Source organism: Rhodococcus sp. 21391 (assembly GCF_016772255.1).
Taxonomy (GTDB): Bacteria; Actinomycetota; Actinomycetes; order Mycobacteriales; family Mycobacteriaceae; genus Rhodococcus_F; species Rhodococcus_F opacus.
On the sequence record NZ_CP063782.1, the window covers coordinates 1,386,280 to 1,403,271 of the forward strand.

Annotated in this window: 15 protein-coding genes and 6 pseudogenes; 14 read left to right on the forward strand and 7 right to left on the reverse strand. The window is 66.2% G+C overall.

Annotation, left to right across the window (positions count from 1 at the left end; all coding sequences use genetic code 11):
• Positions 1 to 305 precede the first annotated feature (305 nt).
• Positions 306 to 1,001, reverse strand: a complete 696-nt coding sequence (locus GO592_RS41260; protein WP_007300306.1) for a helix-turn-helix transcriptional regulator — start codon at positions 999 to 1,001, stop codon at positions 306 to 308.
• Between the two features lie 157 nt (positions 1,002 to 1,158).
• On the opposite strand from GO592_RS41260, the pseudogene GO592_RS41265 reads away from it, so the two are divergent.
• From GO592_RS41265 to GO592_RS41275, 3 genes and pseudogenes are all read left to right on the forward strand, one after another.
• A pseudogene (locus GO592_RS41265) lies at positions 1,159 to 2,018 on the forward strand (GTP pyrophosphokinase).
• 154 nt (positions 2,019 to 2,172) lie between these two features.
• A complete protein-coding gene (locus GO592_RS41270) occupies positions 2,173 to 2,688 on the forward strand; it encodes a DUF5994 family protein (protein WP_007300304.1) in 516 nt (171 codons plus the stop codon).
• Positions 2,689 to 3,423: 735 nt separating this feature from the next.
• Entirely contained in the window at positions 3,424 to 3,852 is a 429-nt protein-coding gene (locus GO592_RS41275) for a hypothetical protein (protein ID WP_007300303.1), read from the forward strand.
• Here GO592_RS41275 and GO592_RS46795 read toward each other — a convergent pair.
• Together GO592_RS46795 and GO592_RS41285 are read right to left on the reverse strand one after the other, a co-directional pair.
• Positions 3,849 to 4,111 (reverse strand): annotated as a pseudogene (locus GO592_RS46795) (IS701 family transposase); the annotation flags it as partial. The gene GO592_RS41275 and the pseudogene GO592_RS46795 overlap by 4 nt on opposite strands.
• A gap of 49 nt (positions 4,112 to 4,160) precedes the next feature.
• On the reverse strand, positions 4,161 to 4,655 hold the full coding sequence (locus GO592_RS41285; RefSeq protein WP_007300301.1) for a MarR family winged helix-turn-helix transcriptional regulator: 495 nt from the start codon (positions 4,653 to 4,655) through the stop codon (positions 4,161 to 4,163).
• A gap of 197 nt (positions 4,656 to 4,852) precedes the next feature.
• On the opposite strand from GO592_RS41285, the gene GO592_RS41290 reads away from it, so the two are divergent.
• The 4 genes and pseudogenes from GO592_RS41290 to GO592_RS41300 all read left to right on the forward strand — a co-directional run.
• Positions 4,853 to 5,470 (forward strand): carbonic anhydrase, encoded by a 618-nt coding sequence (locus tag GO592_RS41290; RefSeq protein WP_007300300.1) that lies wholly within the window; start codon positions 4,853 to 4,855, stop codon positions 5,468 to 5,470.
• Positions 5,454 to 5,711, forward strand: a pseudogene (locus tag GO592_RS45485) (amidase family protein); the annotation flags it as partial. The gene GO592_RS41290 and the pseudogene GO592_RS45485, both read left to right, overlap by 17 nt.
• A gap of 71 nt (positions 5,712 to 5,782) precedes the next feature.
• Entirely contained in the window at positions 5,783 to 6,016 is a 234-nt protein-coding gene (locus tag GO592_RS45490; protein WP_007300298.1) for a molybdopterin dinucleotide binding domain-containing protein, read from the forward strand.
• Between the two features lie 125 nt (positions 6,017 to 6,141).
• Positions 6,142 to 6,657: pseudogene (locus tag GO592_RS41300) on the forward strand (IS256 family transposase); the annotation flags it as partial.
• Between the two features lie 15 nt (positions 6,658 to 6,672).
• Here the strand turns inward: GO592_RS41300 and GO592_RS41305 are convergent.
• Positions 6,673 to 7,857, reverse strand: coding sequence for an IS30 family transposase (locus GO592_RS41305; protein ID WP_172651997.1), 1,185 nt, complete (start codon positions 7,855 to 7,857; stop codon positions 6,673 to 6,675).
• Positions 7,858 to 7,905: 48 nt separating this feature from the next.
• Between GO592_RS41305 and GO592_RS41310 the strand changes: the two are divergent.
• The 6 genes and pseudogenes from GO592_RS41310 to GO592_RS41335 all read left to right on the forward strand — a co-directional run.
• Positions 7,906 to 8,052: pseudogene (locus GO592_RS41310) on the forward strand (transposase); the annotation flags it as partial.
• 143 nt (positions 8,053 to 8,195) lie between these two features.
• Positions 8,196 to 9,249: pseudogene (locus GO592_RS41315) on the forward strand (tyrosine-type recombinase/integrase).
• A gap of 2 nt (positions 9,250 to 9,251) precedes the next feature.
• Positions 9,252 to 9,569: a helix-turn-helix domain-containing protein gene (locus tag GO592_RS41320; protein WP_007296740.1), complete on the forward strand. Its 318-nt coding sequence runs from the start codon at positions 9,252 to 9,254 to the stop codon at positions 9,567 to 9,569.
• Positions 9,570 to 9,571: 2 nt separating this feature from the next.
• Complete coding sequence (locus tag GO592_RS41325) at positions 9,572 to 11,182, forward strand: hypothetical protein (RefSeq protein ID WP_007296739.1); 1,611 nt, start codon at positions 9,572 to 9,574, stop codon at positions 11,180 to 11,182.
• Positions 11,183 to 11,218: 36 nt separating this feature from the next.
• Positions 11,219 to 11,830, forward strand: a complete 612-nt coding sequence (locus GO592_RS41330; RefSeq protein ID WP_011599191.1) for an IS256 family transposase — start codon at positions 11,219 to 11,221, stop codon at positions 11,828 to 11,830.
• 637 nt (positions 11,831 to 12,467) lie between these two features.
• On the forward strand, positions 12,468 to 12,731 hold the full coding sequence (locus GO592_RS41335; protein ID WP_007296737.1) for a YciI family protein: 264 nt from the start codon (positions 12,468 to 12,470) through the stop codon (positions 12,729 to 12,731).
• A gap of 438 nt (positions 12,732 to 13,169) precedes the next feature.
• On the opposite strand, the gene GO592_RS41340 is transcribed toward GO592_RS41335, so the two are convergent.
• Positions 13,170 to 14,777, reverse strand: a complete 1,608-nt coding sequence (locus GO592_RS41340; RefSeq protein WP_007296736.1) for an FMN-binding glutamate synthase family protein — start codon at positions 14,775 to 14,777, stop codon at positions 13,170 to 13,172.
• Between the two features lie 296 nt (positions 14,778 to 15,073).
• Between GO592_RS41340 and GO592_RS41345 the strand changes: the two genes are divergently transcribed.
• Complete coding sequence (locus GO592_RS41345; RefSeq protein ID WP_007296735.1) at positions 15,074 to 15,580, forward strand: MarR family winged helix-turn-helix transcriptional regulator; 507 nt, start codon at positions 15,074 to 15,076, stop codon at positions 15,578 to 15,580.
• On the opposite strand, the gene GO592_RS41350 is transcribed toward GO592_RS41345, so the two are convergent.
• Positions 15,552 to 15,929: a hypothetical protein gene (locus GO592_RS41350; protein WP_007296734.1), complete on the reverse strand. Its 378-nt coding sequence runs from the start codon at positions 15,927 to 15,929 to the stop codon at positions 15,552 to 15,554. The genes GO592_RS41345 and GO592_RS41350 overlap by 29 nt on opposite strands.
• A complete protein-coding gene (locus GO592_RS41355; protein ID WP_007296733.1) occupies positions 15,926 to 16,948 on the reverse strand; it encodes an SDR family oxidoreductase in 1,023 nt (340 codons plus the stop codon). Before GO592_RS41355 ends, GO592_RS41350 begins: the two co-directional genes overlap by 4 nt.
• Positions 16,949 to 16,992: the final 44 nt, after the last annotated feature.

A 16,992-nucleotide genomic window follows, 5' to 3' on the forward strand; every position in this document is an offset into this window, starting at 1 on the left:
CCACCGCTGTCGGCACACGTCCGCCGACACGGGCCAACTGTGCAGATTCGCGCGCGGCCGCACCGGTAGCGTTGGCGCACAGTGCAGCTCGGGCGTTCACGAGTGCCTCACATCACCAGATGCGATCGAAAGAAACCCGGAGCCTACAGATTTCGATGGAATCGAACATTATCCACAGAGTCACTCTCGGAAACAACGTGTCACGACGCGTTCCGGAGAACGATCGCCACAATATTCCCGGCATCGCCGCCGTCACCCCGACCCAGACCCTGGCACCGGCAGCGCCGCGTTTCGGGCAACCTGACTCATCCCGCCACCAGCCTGGCCACGCACAGTTCGGGTTCGACGAACGGCTCGAGGTGAGCCGAGATGGCCGGTCGCTGCGGCTTTCGGTTTCCCTCGGTCGCTGACGTGTCCAGCAGACCCTGCAGCAACCCCCGATGCACTCCGCACACCACCTCTGGATGCGACCGGGCCAGATCCCGTACCGGGCAGGCGTGCAGGCGAATGATCCGTTCACGTTCGCCCGCGGGGCCGCCGCTGTCCGTCGACGGCGGTGTCGACGGTCCCGGCGCCGAGACCAGCTCGGGGCCGAACCCCATCCGCGCGAAAGCATTCGTGGTGCGGGCCGCCGCGTGATCGAGCGCATCATCGGCATCCGACTGCGGGGTGTGCCCGCTGTCACCGGTGCCTGCGCTGCGGGAAGCCGTCATCCGCGTGGCCCATTCGTGCCCGGCGTGCTGCGCGCGGCGAGCCCGCGTCTGCACCGTCTGGCCCAGCTCCATCGCGAGGACGTCGGCGAGAGTCCGGTAGTCCACGCGTTCCTCGATCGCCAGATAGCCGGTACGGGGCCGGCCGGCGCCCGGCCGGTTCATCCGGGTGCGCGTGATCGCGCCGTCGTCACACAGCGCGTCCAGATGGAACCGCACCGTCGTCACGTGCACACCGAGCTGTGATGCCAGTTCGACGGCGTCCACCGCACCCTCGTGCTCACGCACCATCCGAAGAACACGTTCCCGTTGCCGGTTGCGCGGCAGGAAATTTCGCCGCGGCCCCCGGGTATCGCTTTCCTCGTCCACCTCGTCACCTTACATTCGACCAATTTAACGGATATACTTCCGTTAAATACTAACCGCTTCACAACAGCAGAGGTAGGGCATGACGGTCGACAACATCTGCGATCCCGACTTACCGATGACGACGCAGTTCGAGCTCTTCGGTCCCGAATTCACCCAGTTCGTGTTGCCCTACCAATGCGCAATCGCGACGTTGACCACCAAAGTGCAAATCCTGCGAAAGGGTTTCACGCACCTGGATCGCCACTGCCCGATCGAGCATGTCTCGGCACGGGTGAAATCCCCGACAGCATCATGGCCAAAGCGCAGCGTCTGCGCTGCCCGCTCACGGCCGCCGACATTCGTCAGAACATCCGCGATATCGCCGGAGTCCGCATCACCTGCGGTCTCATCTCGGACACCTACCGCGTTGCGGACCTGATCGGCGGTCAGCCCGATGTCACCGTGCTCGAGGTCGAAGACTACATCGCGAAGCCGAAATCCAATGGCTACAAAAGTTTGCATGTGGCAGTCGAGATCCCGGTGTTCTTGAGCGACCGAGTTGTCCAGGTACCCGTCGAGCTGCAAATCCGGACAATCGCCATGGACTTCTGGGCCAGCCTCGAGCACAAGATCTACTACAAGTACCAGCGCTCCGTCCCCCGCCGATTGTTGCAGGAGCTGACCGAGGCCGCCGACGTCGCGCACCGACTCGACAGGAAGATGGAGCGGCTGCACAACGAAGTTGCCGGTCTGAAGTCGGCGCTGGACTCCGACGACGGTCCACTGAGCCTCAAGGCCATTGACCACGATCACGGCGATCGCTCTCAGAACCGTGCCGGAAACCACACAACGCGACCGCCGGGCCTCTCGTTCGATACCCGCCGGCAGGTCGTGTGGATGTCTGCCGAACCACCACACACGTCACCTAACGGAGCGTTGCAGGACAACACCCGAGAATGACCTAGCACCACAGCAGTGCCGACGAAACCCCAATCCGTAAATCCCACGACACCAGTTTCATCAATCATCAACAGGCGGGAGGCCACTCATGTCCACACCAACTTTGCATGTGGATGCCTCGAAGGCGACACCCTCAACCGGTCGAGGACTGCGATTGCGGCTCAAGCCCGCCCAGTCCCGTGGATTCGTACAGGGCGCCTGGTGGCCACGATCGACTCACCTCACCGATGAACTTCCGGCCCTGCTCACGGCCCTCTCGCGGCGGCTGGGCCACATCGACCGGATCATCTACGACGAGAACGGCTGGGCGCCAGCACCGTCGTGTATCGACCACGCAGGCAACACGGTGGATCTGCGACACTCCAGCGACCAGTCGAGCAATACCCTGGCGATCACCGGCGAGAAGTTCGGGCGGCTGGTCCTGCTGGTGGTCCCTCCCTACACCGACCCGGTCTTCGCCTATGCGACCATAATGACGGCGGCGAGTCCGCGCGACGTCTCCACCGCCGACGAACTGCTGGCGATCGGTGCGCGCGAGGCCGAGGATCGCCGGCTGGCACTGCTCGCCCAATACCGCTGGGAGTCCGAAGGCGGAGCACTACGCCACCGTGGAGACAGGTCTGTGCGGCCGCACCGCACCGGCGACCGCGACGGGGTGCGACGCGGCTGAGTGAGACCCTGGGGGACACAAATCTTGTCCGTCCACCCTGCCACCGCCACAGTGATCCTCGACAATGGGCGGTCAGGGTGAGAGCACCCAGTGCCCTCGTGGACAACGCGTGCGACAGCAGCCCGTCGAGCCACGCGCGAAACGTTGTCCAACGGACGCGGAAGTTCCGCATGCGCTCAGAAGTCGTGCGCGTCGCGGCGCGGTCATCGTGTTCCACCATTCACCTGGTGATAAACGACTCCACGGCGCAGAAGCGTCCGTACCGCTGAGTGAATGGGACACGTGCTCGCAGAATCGCAAGACGGTGCGGTCGGTGCCTTTTCATGTCCGCGGGTAGTTCGGCGGATTACCGACGGCCTCACCGAAGAGGGCGGAACTGCGACCCACACACGCCTCGATGCCCGAAGTTCGACATCCACAGGATGTCCCCCCGTCTGGTGCTGGTGCTGCCTCCTCCAGTGCCACTCCCCCCTGCCACCACCAGTCGCATAGCCGAGAGGCACTGTCGTTCCGGCCCACTCACACTACCGAGCACACAAGTGAGACAGCCAGTGCAAGTGTTGCTTGATACAATTGTCGTGCACACCACGGCACGGATACCAACGTCGTTTGCGTGCTGTGGGACGCGAAAAGTCCTCCTCCGATGGGATTCTCACGTCGAGGTTCTGTCTCAGTGGAAGTATGTCGAGTATGCGAAGACGCTGGCCGGCCGCACCCCCACCCTCGTGGCGCGGGGTGGGTATTGTTCACGGGCGTTCCGTTCTCGCTGCGGGCCTCGGGATCACCGTCGAACTCATCGACCTTCTTCGCTACCCGGCCGGGGTGGAACTGCGTCTTGCCCTCACCGCCTACGGGCACGCGGCCCAGCAGGCACGCTATGAAACACGACCGCTGACTGACCCCGGGGACCCGTCGCCGCGGTGGTCGTTCCTCCGGACGCACGTGCGCGCCGGGGATCTCACGGGCGAGGCCGACCCGTACCAGGCCCCGATCCTGTCGACCGGAACGACGCGGTTAATCGACTTCCGCACCACGCCGCGGTACTGGATAGACGGAATCCCCGCGCCGGTGTCGCTTACGGTGACCGTGGAATGGGCCCGGATCGGACTGGCGGCAACGTCGTCGACCATCGAGATCGGACCCGTACCCCACGCCCTCCCCTAGTAGGACGGCGCCAAGCGGTGTGGTGGCACAGTCGGCAGGTACCGATCCAACGAGCAAGTGCGCGTTGCACGTTCGCGGAGGCAGTTCTGCCCAGCCTGTTTTGGAGACAATCGGATCAATCGCAGGGCGGTAAGAGGTGGGCGGCGGCGGTGACCAGGGTGGCGTGGTGGTGCCTGTCGAGCCAGGTGGGCTCGCCGTAATGGTCCAGTCCGAGCCCGGTTTCCAGTTCCCGGTAGTCGCGCTCGATGCGCCATCGGATCGCACGTGTGACCTTTTCGCACGAGCCGGTCACCACGGGAGCGGGCAGTTCACCGCACGAACGAACTGAGCGCGGGTGGTGTCGACGTTCCGTCGAGGCACTCGTGTATGCGACGCAGGGTGGCCGCACAGTCGGACCGCTCGGTGGGGTCGAGTTGGTCGAGGATGCGACGTAGCTCCCCTTGCCGTCGTGCATTCACTTGCTCGACGACGGCGCGCCCCCGTGCCGTCGATTCCAGGGTGACGACGCTGCGATTCGATTGATCCGCGCCTCGTCTGAGGTGCCCGGAGGCGAGGAGACGATCCGCGAGGCGGGTGACCGTCGATGCGGCAACACCCAGTGCTCGCGCCGCTTGACTCGAACTCACTGTGCCCTCCTCGCTGAGTACCATCAGCAGCCTCAGCTGCGGCAACGTGACGTCGACGTCGCCGCCCTCGATGCTGCGGAGCGCCACACCCACGAGATCTCGGGTGGCGACTTCGAATGCTCGCAGATCCTCGGGGCTCGTGCTCACCGACTCGTCGTCACCGCCGCGTTTGCGCATAGCTCAAGTATTGCAGAAGCTAAGCCTTGCATGCTGCAAGAACTTGGGTAGCTTGGTGGGTACTGGACCACCGCGCCGGCTGAGCCTCGTCAGTGATGTTCGAGCTTCGGCCCGAGCCGGGCCCGGCGCAGCGACACGAGTACCCAGCCCGCTCGAGACGAAATGAGGCCTCAGTGCACACAGATTCCCCGCACCCTATGACCCCCGCGTCCGCATGGAAGATTCTGTGGCAGGGAAACGAGCGATTCGTCGACGGGACCCCACTGCATCCCAACCAGGGGATCGCGGACCGCGCAGCGCTCTCCGACGGGCAGCACCCCACCGCCGTGTTGTTCGGATGCGGAGACTCGCGAGTCGCCGCCGAAATCATCTTCGATCAGGGTCTCGGTGACGTGTTCGTCGTGCGCACCGCAGGCCACGTCCTCGACGACGCCGTTCTCGGCTCGATCGAGTACGCCGTCGAAATCGTGAACGTTCCGCTCATCGTCGTGCTCGGCCACGACGGCTGTGGCGCCGTGAAGGCGACGCTCGACGCGCTCGACAACGGCGCGGTGCCGGACGGGTTCATTCGCACTGTTGTCGAACGCGTGGCACCGTCGGTCATGACGGGACGTCGTGAAGGGCTCTGCACCGCAGACGAACTCGAGGCCCGTCACGTAGTGGAGACCGGCGAACTTCTCGCGCAGCGTTCACGCCTCATCGCCGGACGCATCGAGGCCGGTGCCTGCGCCATCGCGGGCGTCACCTACAAGCTGTCCGACGGCCGAATACATCTTCAGGGGACGGTGGGAGACATCGGTGAGCCCGGCAACTGACTCCCCAGAACCACGACTTACGTCGGATCCAACACCACCACATCACTCACCACCGGCGGATAGCGCGGGCGGGGCACCGGCGCGGCCGCGGATCGACCAGATCGACCCCGCGATCAACGCCATAGTCACTGTCCAACCCGAGCACGCACTCGAACTCGCCCGAAAAGCCTATGTCCGCACCATGTCTGGTGAACCACTCGGCCCCCTCCACGGGTTGCCGATCGCCCACAAGGACACCCTCGATACCGCGGGGCTGCGCACCACCCATGGGTCCCCGATCTTCGCCGACCACATCCCTCCCGCAGCCAACTCGTGGTCGAACGCACCCACGCCGCCGGCGCAATCCCGCACCAACACGGCATCGTCGACGGGGACGTGCTCGCGATCTCCACCCCGCGAGGAACCCTGCACGCCCAGGCGCGGATCACTGGCATCCGACCCGGCGTGCTGTTCGTCCCGTTCCACTACGGCTACATGAACACTCGCCGCATACAAGACCTCGTGTCGACTATAGGTCGAATGTTGCATATTGCCAGTAGCCGCTGAGCCGGTAGTACCCGACGGTGTCCAACCACTGCTCCGCGGCCGCGGGGTCGACGAGGGACTGTCGGGATAACGGTTGAACTGGATCTGGCCGACACGCCGAGTTCTCTTGGCGAGAAGGCAAGACGATGACCGAAACACTTGATCACATGGATCAGTCGAAGATTGACCACCAGAAGCTGGCCCAACAACTGTTGGCCCAGGCCAAAGCCGAGGGCGTCGAGCTGGTCGGACCGAACGGACTACTCAACCAGCTCACCGCGAACGTCCTCGAAACCGCACTCGAAGCCGAAATGGACGAGCACCTCGGCTACGAGAAACACCACGTCACGGGACGAAACAGAGAAAACTCCCGGAACGGGAGGCGGACGAAGACCGTGCTCACCGAAATCGGACCGGTACAGATCCAGGTGCCACGAGACACCGATGCCTCGTTCGATCCGCAGATCGTCAAGAAACGGCAGCGACGCCTGACCGGGGTCGACGAAATCATTTTGTCCCTCTCGGCGAAAGGCCTGACCACAGGCGAAATCGCAGCACACTTCGACGACGTCTACGGCGCATCGGTCTCGAAGGAGACCATCAGCAAGATCACCGACAAGGTCCTCACGGAGATGGCCGAATGGTCCGTCCGTCCCCTCGACCCGGGGCGGATTCCACTAGTCGTGGCGAATCATCGGGTAATCGTGCAGGGGCCACCATCGTCGCACAGCCTGGTTCGGAGTGAGGTCATTCAGGCATAGCCTCGGACGGTCGTTGAGTTCGGTGGCGACCTCGTCGAGCTGGTCTTGGGTCCAGCCGCTTAGGTCAGTTCCCTTCGGGAAATACTGCCGCAGAAGTCCATTCGTGTTTTCGTTTGATCCCCGCTGCCACGGCGAGTGGGGATCGGCGAAGTAGATCTTCAGGCCGGTGGCGTCCGCGATACGCTCGTGGTGAAACATCTCGTTGCCCTGGTCCCAGGTAAGCGACCGACGCAGGGAGACGGGCATCTGCGTGAAGCGCTCGATGAGAGCATCCCCGACGACTTGCGCGGAGTGGCCACCACGGATCGCGACCAGGATGGTCAATCGCGTCTTGCGCTCGACGAGTGTCGCGATCGCCGATCTCTGGCCGGCGCCGATGATGAGGTCGCCCTCGATATGCCCTACCCGACGACGTGATTCCACGTGGGCTGGCCGTTGCGCGATGGGCGTCATATTCGTTGACTGCTTGAGCGAACCGTCCCGGGATCGTCCGCGGCCACGGCGCCGGCGATAAGTCCGGCCGGTGCGCAAAGACCCGCCAGTCGCAGCCAAGACCAGTCCGCGGTACACCGCTTCATAGATCGTCTCAACGCACACGTGCCACGCCGTGCGGCGTGGGTAACGTCGCCGCAGCCACCGGCTGATCTGTGCCGGTGACCAGCGCTTGCCGAGCTTAGCGGCGACGAGCCGACGCAGCGTGTCATCGTGGGTGAACACACGCACTTTCGGGCGTCGTCGACGCTGGTGTGCCTGGTTGTGGGCGTACCACGGTTGGTAGCGACCATCGGATTTTCGATTGCGTGCGATCTCCTTGTACACCGACTGGAAGCTTTTGCCGATGCGTTCCGCGATCGTCTTGACCGACTCCTCACGGGCCAGCCCGTCGGCGATCTCGATACGGTCGTCTTGGCTCAAGTAACGGCTACTGATCGGACTCTCGACATAAGACATACTGCCAGCGTCGATGAACCACAGCGACCCACAGCTCAGCGACACGCCGACCGTCGCTGCCGCCTTCGATCCTGAGTGGCCTTGTCTGATCAGCTCGAAGTAGCGGCGCTTGTCTTCCTGTGGTGACTTGTTCCACGCATACCTGGGCATCGTAATCCTCTCGGGAAAGGATTCGCCTCGATCAGTGGAATCCGCCCGGTGTATCCGGTGCTGTTCATCGATGCCATCCACGTCAAGATCCGCGACGGTCAGGTCGCCAACCGGCCCGTCTATGTCGCCATCGGCGTCACCACCGCCGGGGAACGCGAGATCCTCGGGCTGTGGGCAGGTGACGGCGGGGAGGGATATGGAACGCGCACAGGTTCGTTTCCGTAGTTTTGTGCTGCTGCCTGAGGGTTTCCCACTGATTGGCGTGTCGTTGATCTTCGAGGTGGAAGCCCGCGAGTTAAGGTGTTACCGCGAAATGCTAGGTGCGAGGAAGGCGTGCGGTGGGCGACGAGCGATTGCGGGTGATCTCGGGCGACGTCGCACCGATCGTGGCGACGCGAGATCCGCAGTGGTTCCAGGCCGAATGCGTGGAGGCGTTCGTCGCGTCGTGGACCGCGCGTGGATTCGCGGCATCGACGATCGCCAACGACATCGGTGTCCTGGAGCGGATGCTCGCGGGGCTGGGTCGGCCGGTGTGGGAGGTGACCGCCGCCGACGTCGACCGGGTGGTGGGCGAGCTGGCCAACTCGGGTCGAGCGGTATCGACGCGGCGTAACTACCTGCAGGTGTTCAAGGGGTTTCACCGGTTCCTCGAGGTCCGCAAGGCCGCGGAGATCGAGGCAGCATTCGGGGTGCGGCTGGCCTGTCCGCTGGACGAGTTCAACGCCACCCGCCACGTCAGCGACGACTCGCCGGCTGCGGAGGCACCGCCGACACCGGAGCGGGTGGGCGGCGTTCTTCGAGGTCCTCAAGCAACGGATCGCGACCGCCCGCAAGTACGGCCCGGCCGCGCGGGACTACGCGTTGTTCCGCACGCTGTACCACGCCGGCCTACGATCCGAGGAGGTCGTGATGCTCGACCGCGGCGACGTCCACTTCGGGCGAGGCACGTTCGGCAAACTGCATGTGCGCTTCGGAAAGGGCGCCAAAGGATCCGGGCCGCGGCCGCGCTGGGTGCCGATGCTGGACGGGCTGGATCTGGTGTTGCGCTGGTATCTCGACGACGTGCGCGGCCGGTTCCCGGACAGCGCGGCGCTGCTGTGCGACGAGTCCGGCGGACGGATGGCCGCGGCCACGATCCGCAACCGGCTGCGGCACCTGATGAGCGTGGAAGGACGGCCCGAAGCGGAGTGGTTCAGCCCGCACGCGATGCGTCGCGCCTGCGCCACCCACAACTACGAGCGCGGCGTGGATCTGGTTGCCATCCAACAACTTCTAGGCCACTGGACGGTCGCGTCGACCATGCGGTACGTGCGCCCGTCGGAAACGTTCATCGAAGACGCCTACCAACGCGCGATCTCGGCGACGCTGACCGAGTTGGCCGGACAGGAGTGAGCATGCAGATCAGGTGGAAACTCCGGATGGCCGCCGCCCACCGCGAGGTCTGGACCGGCACCCAGCTGCAACGGCTGCTCGCCGAGAAGGCCGGATTGGAACTGTCCTCGGCGTCGGTGTCGGCGTTGTTCACCAAACAGCCCAGCCAGCTCAAGCTGTCCACCCTGATCGCGCTGTGCACCGCCTTGGACTGCACACCGAACGACCTGTTCGACATCGATACCACCCCAGTCGCACAACCGATCTCGTCGAACCCGACCAAGGTCGCGGCGAACGACACACAGGCGTCGCGGCGGGGCCGGTCGATGCCGCCGATCTGAGCATGACCCGCCGGATCCGGGACTGCCGCCGCTGCGGCCGCGCGGTCGGCAAACCCGACCGTGACCTGTGTGCACGCTGCCACTGGGCGGCCTCCCACGCCCCGGTCACCCACCCCTGCCCGCGCTGCGGCGTCGACCGGGTCCTGCAGCCGGACACCGGCCGCTGCGTGCGCTGCTCGCGCACCTGCCGACAGTGCCAGGCCCCGGTGTTGTTCGTCGACCGAGACCTGTGCAAGGAATGTCTCCGACGGCAACGGCGAGACGCCGATCGAGCCGACTGCCCGCGCTGCAGCAAACGCCGGATACTGCGACCGGCCACCGGCCTGTGCGGTTCGTGTTCGCATCCGGGCCGGCCACCGAATCCGGACACGGCCTGCGTCGACTGCGGCCGGGTCACCCGACTGACCGGTGCCGGGCGGTGTCGATCCTGTTGGGAACGCTCGCCGCACAGGATCACCGTCCGCGCCGCCAATCTCGCCGAGGCACTGGCTGATCCGCCAAACTGGCTGGGCACCTTCGCCGCCTACCTGGTCGGCCGCCATCACCCCAGCCGCGCGTGCGCCATGCTCACCCGACTCGGCAAGCACCTGACCGACGAGCACCCGACGCATCCGCAGGCACTGCTGGGAGCTGTCGCCGACGACGTGCCGCTCGCGCGGGCCCTGGAAGACTTCCTCACCGCGAGCAAGCTGGCACTGCCGCCCGACCGCGACGAACGCCGCGCCGCCGCCCGCCGCCAGTCCCGCATCGACGCCGTGCCCGCCCCCTTGCGACCGGCGGTGACCGGGTTCGCCGAACACCTTGTCGCCGGCCGCGATCGCGCCCGCCGCGCCGGCACCCGCCCGCGCGGGCACACCACGCTCGAGGCTCGCCTCACCGCGGTGCGTGACTTCGCGCAATTCCTGACCGCGCGCCGCTGCAAGACCGACTGGGCGACCGCCGATGTCGGCGACATCGAAGCGTTCCTGCACGCACATCCCGGCCGACGGGCCTCCTACCTGACCGGACTGCGCCAATTCTGCCGCTACGCGCTGCGCCGACGGTTGCTGCTCATCGACCCCACCGCAGGGGTGCAAGCGCCGCAGACCATGGCATTCAGGGGACCGACGCTTCCCGTCGACCGGCAGCGCGAGTTGTTCCGGCGATGGAGCACCGACCCCGAGGTGCACCCGCACGAGGCGTTCGTCGGGCTGGCCGCCCTACTGCACGGCGCTACCACCCAGGAACTGCAACACCTCACCGACGACGATATCGACCATGAACAGCACCGCATCAGGCTGGGGCGTCGACCGCAGCCTACTCCGTTGGACCCGTGGACCTGGACCGCGCTGCAACGCTGCCTGCAGCACCGTAAGAACTTGGGCAGCAACAACGCCCATGTGCTGATCACTATGCAGACCAAGGCCACCCGCGCGGCCGCCTCCGACTCCTACGTCAAGCAGACCCTGCGCGAGGTCGGTATCCAACCCAGAATCCTGCGCTCCACCCGGCTGGTCGACCTCATCGGCACGGTCGACGCGAAACTCGTCGCCGCCGCTTACGGCATGACCAGCGAGGCCGTCATCGCCTACCTCTCCGACCACGTCGACTTCGCCCGGCTGCCGAACCCGTGACAGTTCAGGCGCCACCTCGCACACGTTCGCGCGAACGTGTGCGCTTTGGCCAAGTTCTGGCTCGCCGTCCTGACGGAAATCCGCAACCGCGGGGTCGCAGACGTGTGCATCGCCGTCTGCGACGGACTCAAGGGACTGCCCGACGCGATCACTACCGTGTGGCCACTCACGGTGGTGCAGACCTGCCTGATTCACCTCTTGCGTAACACCTTTCGTTACGCATCGCGTCAGTACTGGGACGAAATGTCACGGGACCTGCGGCCGATATACACCGCTGTCAACGAGGCCGCGGCCAAGGAGCAGTTCACCGAGTTCGCCGACAAATGGGGGCCGAGGTATCCGGCGATTGTCCGGCTGTGGGAAAGCGCCTGGAGCGAGTTCGTGCCCTTCCTCGACTACGACCCCGAGATCCGCCGGGTCATTTGCTCAACGAACGCGATCGAGTCCCTCAACGCGCGCTACCGGCGGGCGGTGCGGGCGAGGGGCCACTTCCCCAGCGAGCAGGCCGCGCTCAAGTGCCTCTACCTCGCCACCCGGTCGCTGGACCCGACGGGTAAGGGAAGAGCACGATGGGTGACGAGGTGGAAGCCGGCCCTCAATGCGTTTGCTATCACATTCGAAGGCCGAATCACCCCAACCGTGATCTAGATTCATGCGCCAGAACTGGATCCACCGATGTTCTGACAGTCCCGTCGACGATCGTCATGCCCCGCGATTCCAGCAGCTGCCGTGCTGGGGAATGGTCTTGAACGGTTTGCCGTAGGCGGGCTGGCTCATGAGGATAAAGAAAACCAGCCTCCCCCTCGAATGAGTGGAAGGCTGGCCGTGTTGGCGTCAACTGTACCGGAACCGGTCTGGTCGTTCCTTCCTCGGTTCGGCGCCAGGTGTCGGCGCCACTTGTCTTCCATACAACGCGCAATGGTTGCGATTGCGCAATGGTTGGGTGCAGGATTGGGTATGAGGCGTGTGTGCGCCGGCAGCTGCAGACCGGCAACGGGGCAGGTGAGGCGGTGGTGTGACGTCGCGTGCTGGTCGGGCATCGCGACGGCGTCGGGTGTCGGGGTCGAGGACGTCGTCCCGACGCCGCACTGTAGGTGCGGTTGCCGAGGGCACGAGGTGAATTCGTCAGACGGTGACCTCGCGTCTAGGCAATGTGCCTGCGCCACCGACCGCCGTGCCGGAAGCGCGCACGCAACCATGGGAGTGGGCTGACAAGTGGCAGTGGTGGTCGTTCGCGACTGCGCACCATCCCGAGAGGTCGCCCCGGGAAGAAATCGAGAACAGTATGCCTACGTTCGTCGTCGAGTACACCTACAGTCCCGAATCCTCGTCCGGTCGTGACGATCACCGCACCGATCATCATGCATGGCTCGCGGAATTGGTTCGCCGCAAGGTGGTGCTGTCGTCGAGTCCCGTCGCCGACCACAGCGGCTTCCAGTTCATCGTCGACGCCGCCGATGCCGACACCGTGGCCCGCCTGTTCGGGCACGACCCGTTTGCGCAGGCACACCTCGTATCCCATGTATCCATCAGCCCCTGGAACCGGTGACAGGACGATCTCACGAGTTATGGGAGCCGGTTGTGGGCAAAGGTTGAGATGTCCGGTGACGAGGTAGCTGAGAGCGACTCGTACCCGCAACGGTGCAGCCTCCGGTCACGATCCGGGACCGGAGGGGCCCCGCGGGTGCCCGGAGGCGATCGACGTGGCTCCTCCCGCTGCCACGTGTCGAAGCGTCGCGCCCGCGCGATGTGGGGGTACCCCAACCGCGCGGTGGGGCACGGAACCTTCCGTAGCCGTCCGGCTGGGATGTGACGGTGAAAAGGGACTGTGACAGATTGCGCGGCAGAAGACCCGCACTGCGAGGGTTCGTACATTTCGGGTGGCGTCCTGACCCGTGACGCCGGCCGCTTTCCCGGGCGAGGGTCTTGCGCTGCCCGCCAACGTCCACGCGTCTGAGTATCACTCGTTTCCGGGGTTTGGTGCGCTTTAGGGTCGGTGTCCCGGCTCGGCGCCGGGGTGGAAGGTGTCCGCGCTGGCTTCGGCCCAGTCGGCGGCCCAGGCGCGCGGTGTGTGATGGAGAAGTTCACCGGGCGTCAACCATTCGTAGATTTCGGCGTAGGAACTCACCCGGGTCGGGGTGATCTTCTTTCGCAGCAGGTGCGGGCCGAGCCCGGACGGGTCGGTGACGCCCATCGAGGCCATGATCTGCACGGCCTGGCGGACGGTGGCCTCGTGGTAGCGGTACGCGCGAAGGCTCTTGTCCGCCACGTCGAGGGCCCGGGTGCGCTTCGGGTCCTGGGTCGCGACACCGACCGGGCAGGTGTTGGTGTGACAGCGTTGCGCCTGGATGCAGCCGATGGCCATCATCATCGCCCGGGCGGCGTTGGTGTAGTCCGCGCCCTGGATCAGCCGCTTGACGATGTCGTTGCCGACCGCGACCTTGCCGCTGGCCCCGAGCCGGATCTGCTCCCGCAGTCCGGTGCCGACGAGGGCGTTGTGGACGGTCATCAACCCATCGGTCAGCGGCAGACCCACATGGTCTTCGTATTCGAGGGGTGCGGCGGCGCTGCCGCCCTCGGCGCCGTCGACGACGATGAAGTCCGGTCCCGTGCCCATCTCCAGGATCGCCTTGCAGATCGCGAGGAGCTCCACCCGCGAGCCCACACACAGCTTCAGTCCAACCGGTTTGCCGCCGGAAATATCGCGCATCCGGGCAACGAATTCGATCATCTCCCGTGGGGTGTGGAACGCGGAATGCGCCGCGGGGCTGACGCATTTCTCCCCGACCGGCACGCCCCGGTATTCGGCGATCTCGGCGCTCACCTTCGCTGCCGGCAGCACACCCCCGACGCCGGGTTTCGCGCCCTGGCTCAGCTTCAGCGAGATCGCCTTGACCTGTTCGTGTGCGGCCTTGTCGGCGAACCGGTGCGGATCGAACTGCCCACCTGGGGTGCGGGTGCCGAAGTATCCGGACCCGATCTCCCAGATGATGTCACCGCCGCCGGACAGGTGGTACGGGGTCAGGCCGCCCTCGCCGGTATCGTGGGCGAACCCGCCCCGGGCGGCGGCGCTATTCAACGCGCGCAGCGCGTTCGCGGACAGCGCACCGAAACTCATCGAGGAAATGTTCAGCAGGGACATCGAATACGGCCGGGAGCAGTCCGCGCCGCCGACGAGCACCCGCGGCGGATGCTCGGGTTCGGCGGCCGGCATCACCGAGTGCACCAGATATTCGTAGCCGACCTCTTCGATGTCGCGTTCGGTGCCGAACGACAGTTCACCGTGGATCCCTTTGGCGCGTTCGTAGATGACGGTGCGCACGTCCCGGTCGAAGGGGCGGCCGTCGAAGTTGCGTTCGATGAAGTACTGCTGCAGTTCCGGGCGCAGGCTTTCCAGTAGATACCGCAGATGCCCGAGGATCGGATAGTTACGCAGCACCGAATGCCGACGCTGCAGCAGGTCGTAGAGGCCGACGATCAGCAACACCGCCAGCAGCGAAGCAACCGCCCACCATGCCCAGGACCCGAGCGCGGCCGCGGCGGTGACGACACCGAGCCCGAGGACGGTGAATCCGACGATCAGGAACCGGAACATCGACACCCTTCCCCGCCGAGGAACAACGAAGGCGGAGCATCCCAGGTTCGAGCTGATGGGCACGGAGTGCAGGACACCCCTGACCAACCGGCGTGCCCGCTCCCCCACGGCCCGGCGTTGCGACCATGCAGCCGTCTCATCGGCAGTTCACTTCCTTGAAGGCCGTCCCGCCGCGAGAGGCAGGTGGTCCCGGATGGTTGCGCCTGCCGGCAGGCGAGGTAGTTGCGGGGAGAGCCCACCTACCATCCAACGCGCAATGGTTGCGGTTGCGCAATGGTCGGGTGCAGGATTTGGGTATGAGCGCGGTGCGGGGACAGCAGGCGGAGTCGGGGCAACGGTTCACCGAGCAGGTGGAGGCGGTGTTGTGGGCGTCGCGGGCGCTGGTGGGGATCGCGGCGGCCTCGGTCGCCGAGGTCGAGGATCTCGTCACGGTGCCGCACCTGCGGATTCTGGTGATGGTCGACACCCGGGGGCCGCTGAATCTGGGGGCGGTCGCCGAGGCGCTGGGAGTCAATCCCTCCAACGCCTCGAGGGCGGTGGACCGGCTGATCAAGTCCGGGTTGCTGGATCGGCGCGATGCCCCGGAGGATCGGCGGAATCTGAATCTGACGCTCACCGCCGCCGGGCAGGAGCTGGTGGATCGGGTCAGCACCCATCGCCGGGAGGCGATTTCGGGGGTCCTGGAGCGGATGACACCGGAGGATCGGGATGCGTTGGCGTCCGCGTTGCGCCGCTTCGCCGCCGCCGCGGGCGAGCCGATCGACGGTGATGTGCTCACGTTGTTGTGGCCGCCCGCCCACTGAGCGTGCTGTCGGCGCAGGCGTGTGCGGTCCGCACACCGGCGATGGTGAAACCGTTGGCGCACACCATTTCTGCGATCGCGGTCCGGCGGCGGCGCCGATCGCACGCGGCGACCATCATGCTGGCCGCGTGCACGGCGTCGACACTCGCGCCGCACCGCAGCGCCGATGGTGTGGGCAGCGCGGTGGTGACCGCGGCCTGCAGCAGATGCCGGGCGCCGAGTAGCCGCAGCACCAGCTGGTCGCGGCGGCGCAGCGGCCGTCTCAGTAGGCGGGCGGGCACCAGGTTCGGGGCGCTCAGTTGCAGCAGCCCGTAACCGACTCGAATTACCACGAGGGTGCGGGCGGTCATCGTCGCCGCCGGGCCGTAAGGACGGTGGCGGCGCCGGCGGCGAGCAGGCCGGCGGCGGCGCCGAGGATCCCGTGGTGCTGGGAGGCCCACAGTTGCCCGCTGCGGGTGTGGGCTTGGGCGTCGAAGATGCCGTGGGCGCCGAAGTCGTGGCCGTCGGGGTCGTCGGCGGGGTGCCACAGATTCGTCGGTTGCTGCGGGTCGCGGGGCTGGTCGGTTTGCTGGGAGGAGATCCCGGTGGCCGCGAGGTACCGGTCGAGCAGACCCGGGGCGATGGCGTTGGCGGCGAGGGTGGCGGCGGTGCTGGCGCCGACCCAGTATTCGCGGCGGGCGGGGTGCTCGGCGGCGTAGAGGACGGCGCGGGCGGCGACCTCGGGTTGGAAGATCGGCGGCACCGGCTGCGCGTGGTGGGGCAGCCGGCTGAGCACCCAGGAGAACTGGGGGGTGTTGACCGCGGGCATCTGCACCATCGTCACCCGGATGTTCGAGCCCTCGTGCAGCAACTCGCAGCGCAGTGCCTCGTGAAATCCCTGGATGGCGTGCTTGGCGCCGCAGTAGGCGCTCTGCAGCGGGATGCCGCGGTAGGCGAGTGCGGAGCCGACCTGCACGATCGTGCCCGCATTCCGGGGCCGCATGCGGCGCAGCGCGGCCATCGTGGCGTAGACGTAGCCGAGGTAGCTGACCTCGGTAACCCGGCGGTATTCGGCCGCGGAGATGTCGGTGAACGGGGCGAAGACGGAGGTGAAGGCGACGTTGACCCAGATGTCGATCGGTCCGAGGGTGTTCTCGACGAGGTCGGCGGCGGCCTCGACCTGGTCGGGGTCGGCGACGTCGGTGGGCACCGCCAGCGCGATTGCCCCGGCGTCCTCCACCTCCCGAACGGCTCCTTCGAGGCCCTTCTTTCCGCGGGCGAGGAGGGCGATCTGGTCGTGGCGGCCGGCGAACGCGCGGGCGACGGCGCGGCCGATGCCGCCGGAGGCGCCGGTGATCACGACGACGCGTCCGGGTGCCGGTGTGCTCATGGTGGGCGTTCCTTTCGGGCGTGGCAGTTCCTGGCGGCAAGGGA

Coding starts and splice junctions, on each gene's coding strand:
- GO592_RS41355 (WP_007296733.1), bottom strand. CDS start 16,948: ATGAGCACACCGGCACCCGGACGCGTCGTCGTGATCACCGGCGCCTCC.
- GO592_RS41290 (WP_007300300.1), top strand. CDS start 4,853: ATGACCCCCGCGTCCGCATGGAAGATTCTGTGGCAGGGAAACGAGCGA.
- GO592_RS41305 (WP_172651997.1), bottom strand. CDS start 7,857: ATGCCCAGGTATGCGTGGAACAAGTCACCACAGGAAGACAAGCGCCGC.
- GO592_RS41345 (WP_007296735.1), top strand. CDS start 15,074: ATGAGCGCGGTGCGGGGACAGCAGGCGGAGTCGGGGCAACGGTTCACC.
- GO592_RS41285 (WP_007300301.1), bottom strand. CDS start 4,655: ATGCGCAAACGCGGCGGTGACGACGAGTCGGTGAGCACGAGCCCCGAG.
- GO592_RS41350 (WP_007296734.1), bottom strand. CDS start 15,929: ATGACCGCCCGCACCCTCGTGGTAATTCGAGTCGGTTACGGGCTGCTG.
- GO592_RS41340 (WP_007296736.1), bottom strand. CDS start 14,777: ATGTTCCGGTTCCTGATCGTCGGATTCACCGTCCTCGGGCTCGGTGTC.
- GO592_RS41325 (WP_007296739.1), top strand. CDS start 9,572: ATGACCCGCCGGATCCGGGACTGCCGCCGCTGCGGCCGCGCGGTCGGC.
- GO592_RS41335 (WP_007296737.1), top strand. CDS start 12,468: ATGCCTACGTTCGTCGTCGAGTACACCTACAGTCCCGAATCCTCGTCC.
- GO592_RS41320 (WP_007296740.1), top strand. CDS start 9,252: ATGCAGATCAGGTGGAAACTCCGGATGGCCGCCGCCCACCGCGAGGTC.
- GO592_RS41260 (WP_007300306.1), bottom strand. CDS start 1,001: ATGGTGCGTGAGCACGAGGGTGCGGTGGACGCCGTCGAACTGGCATCA.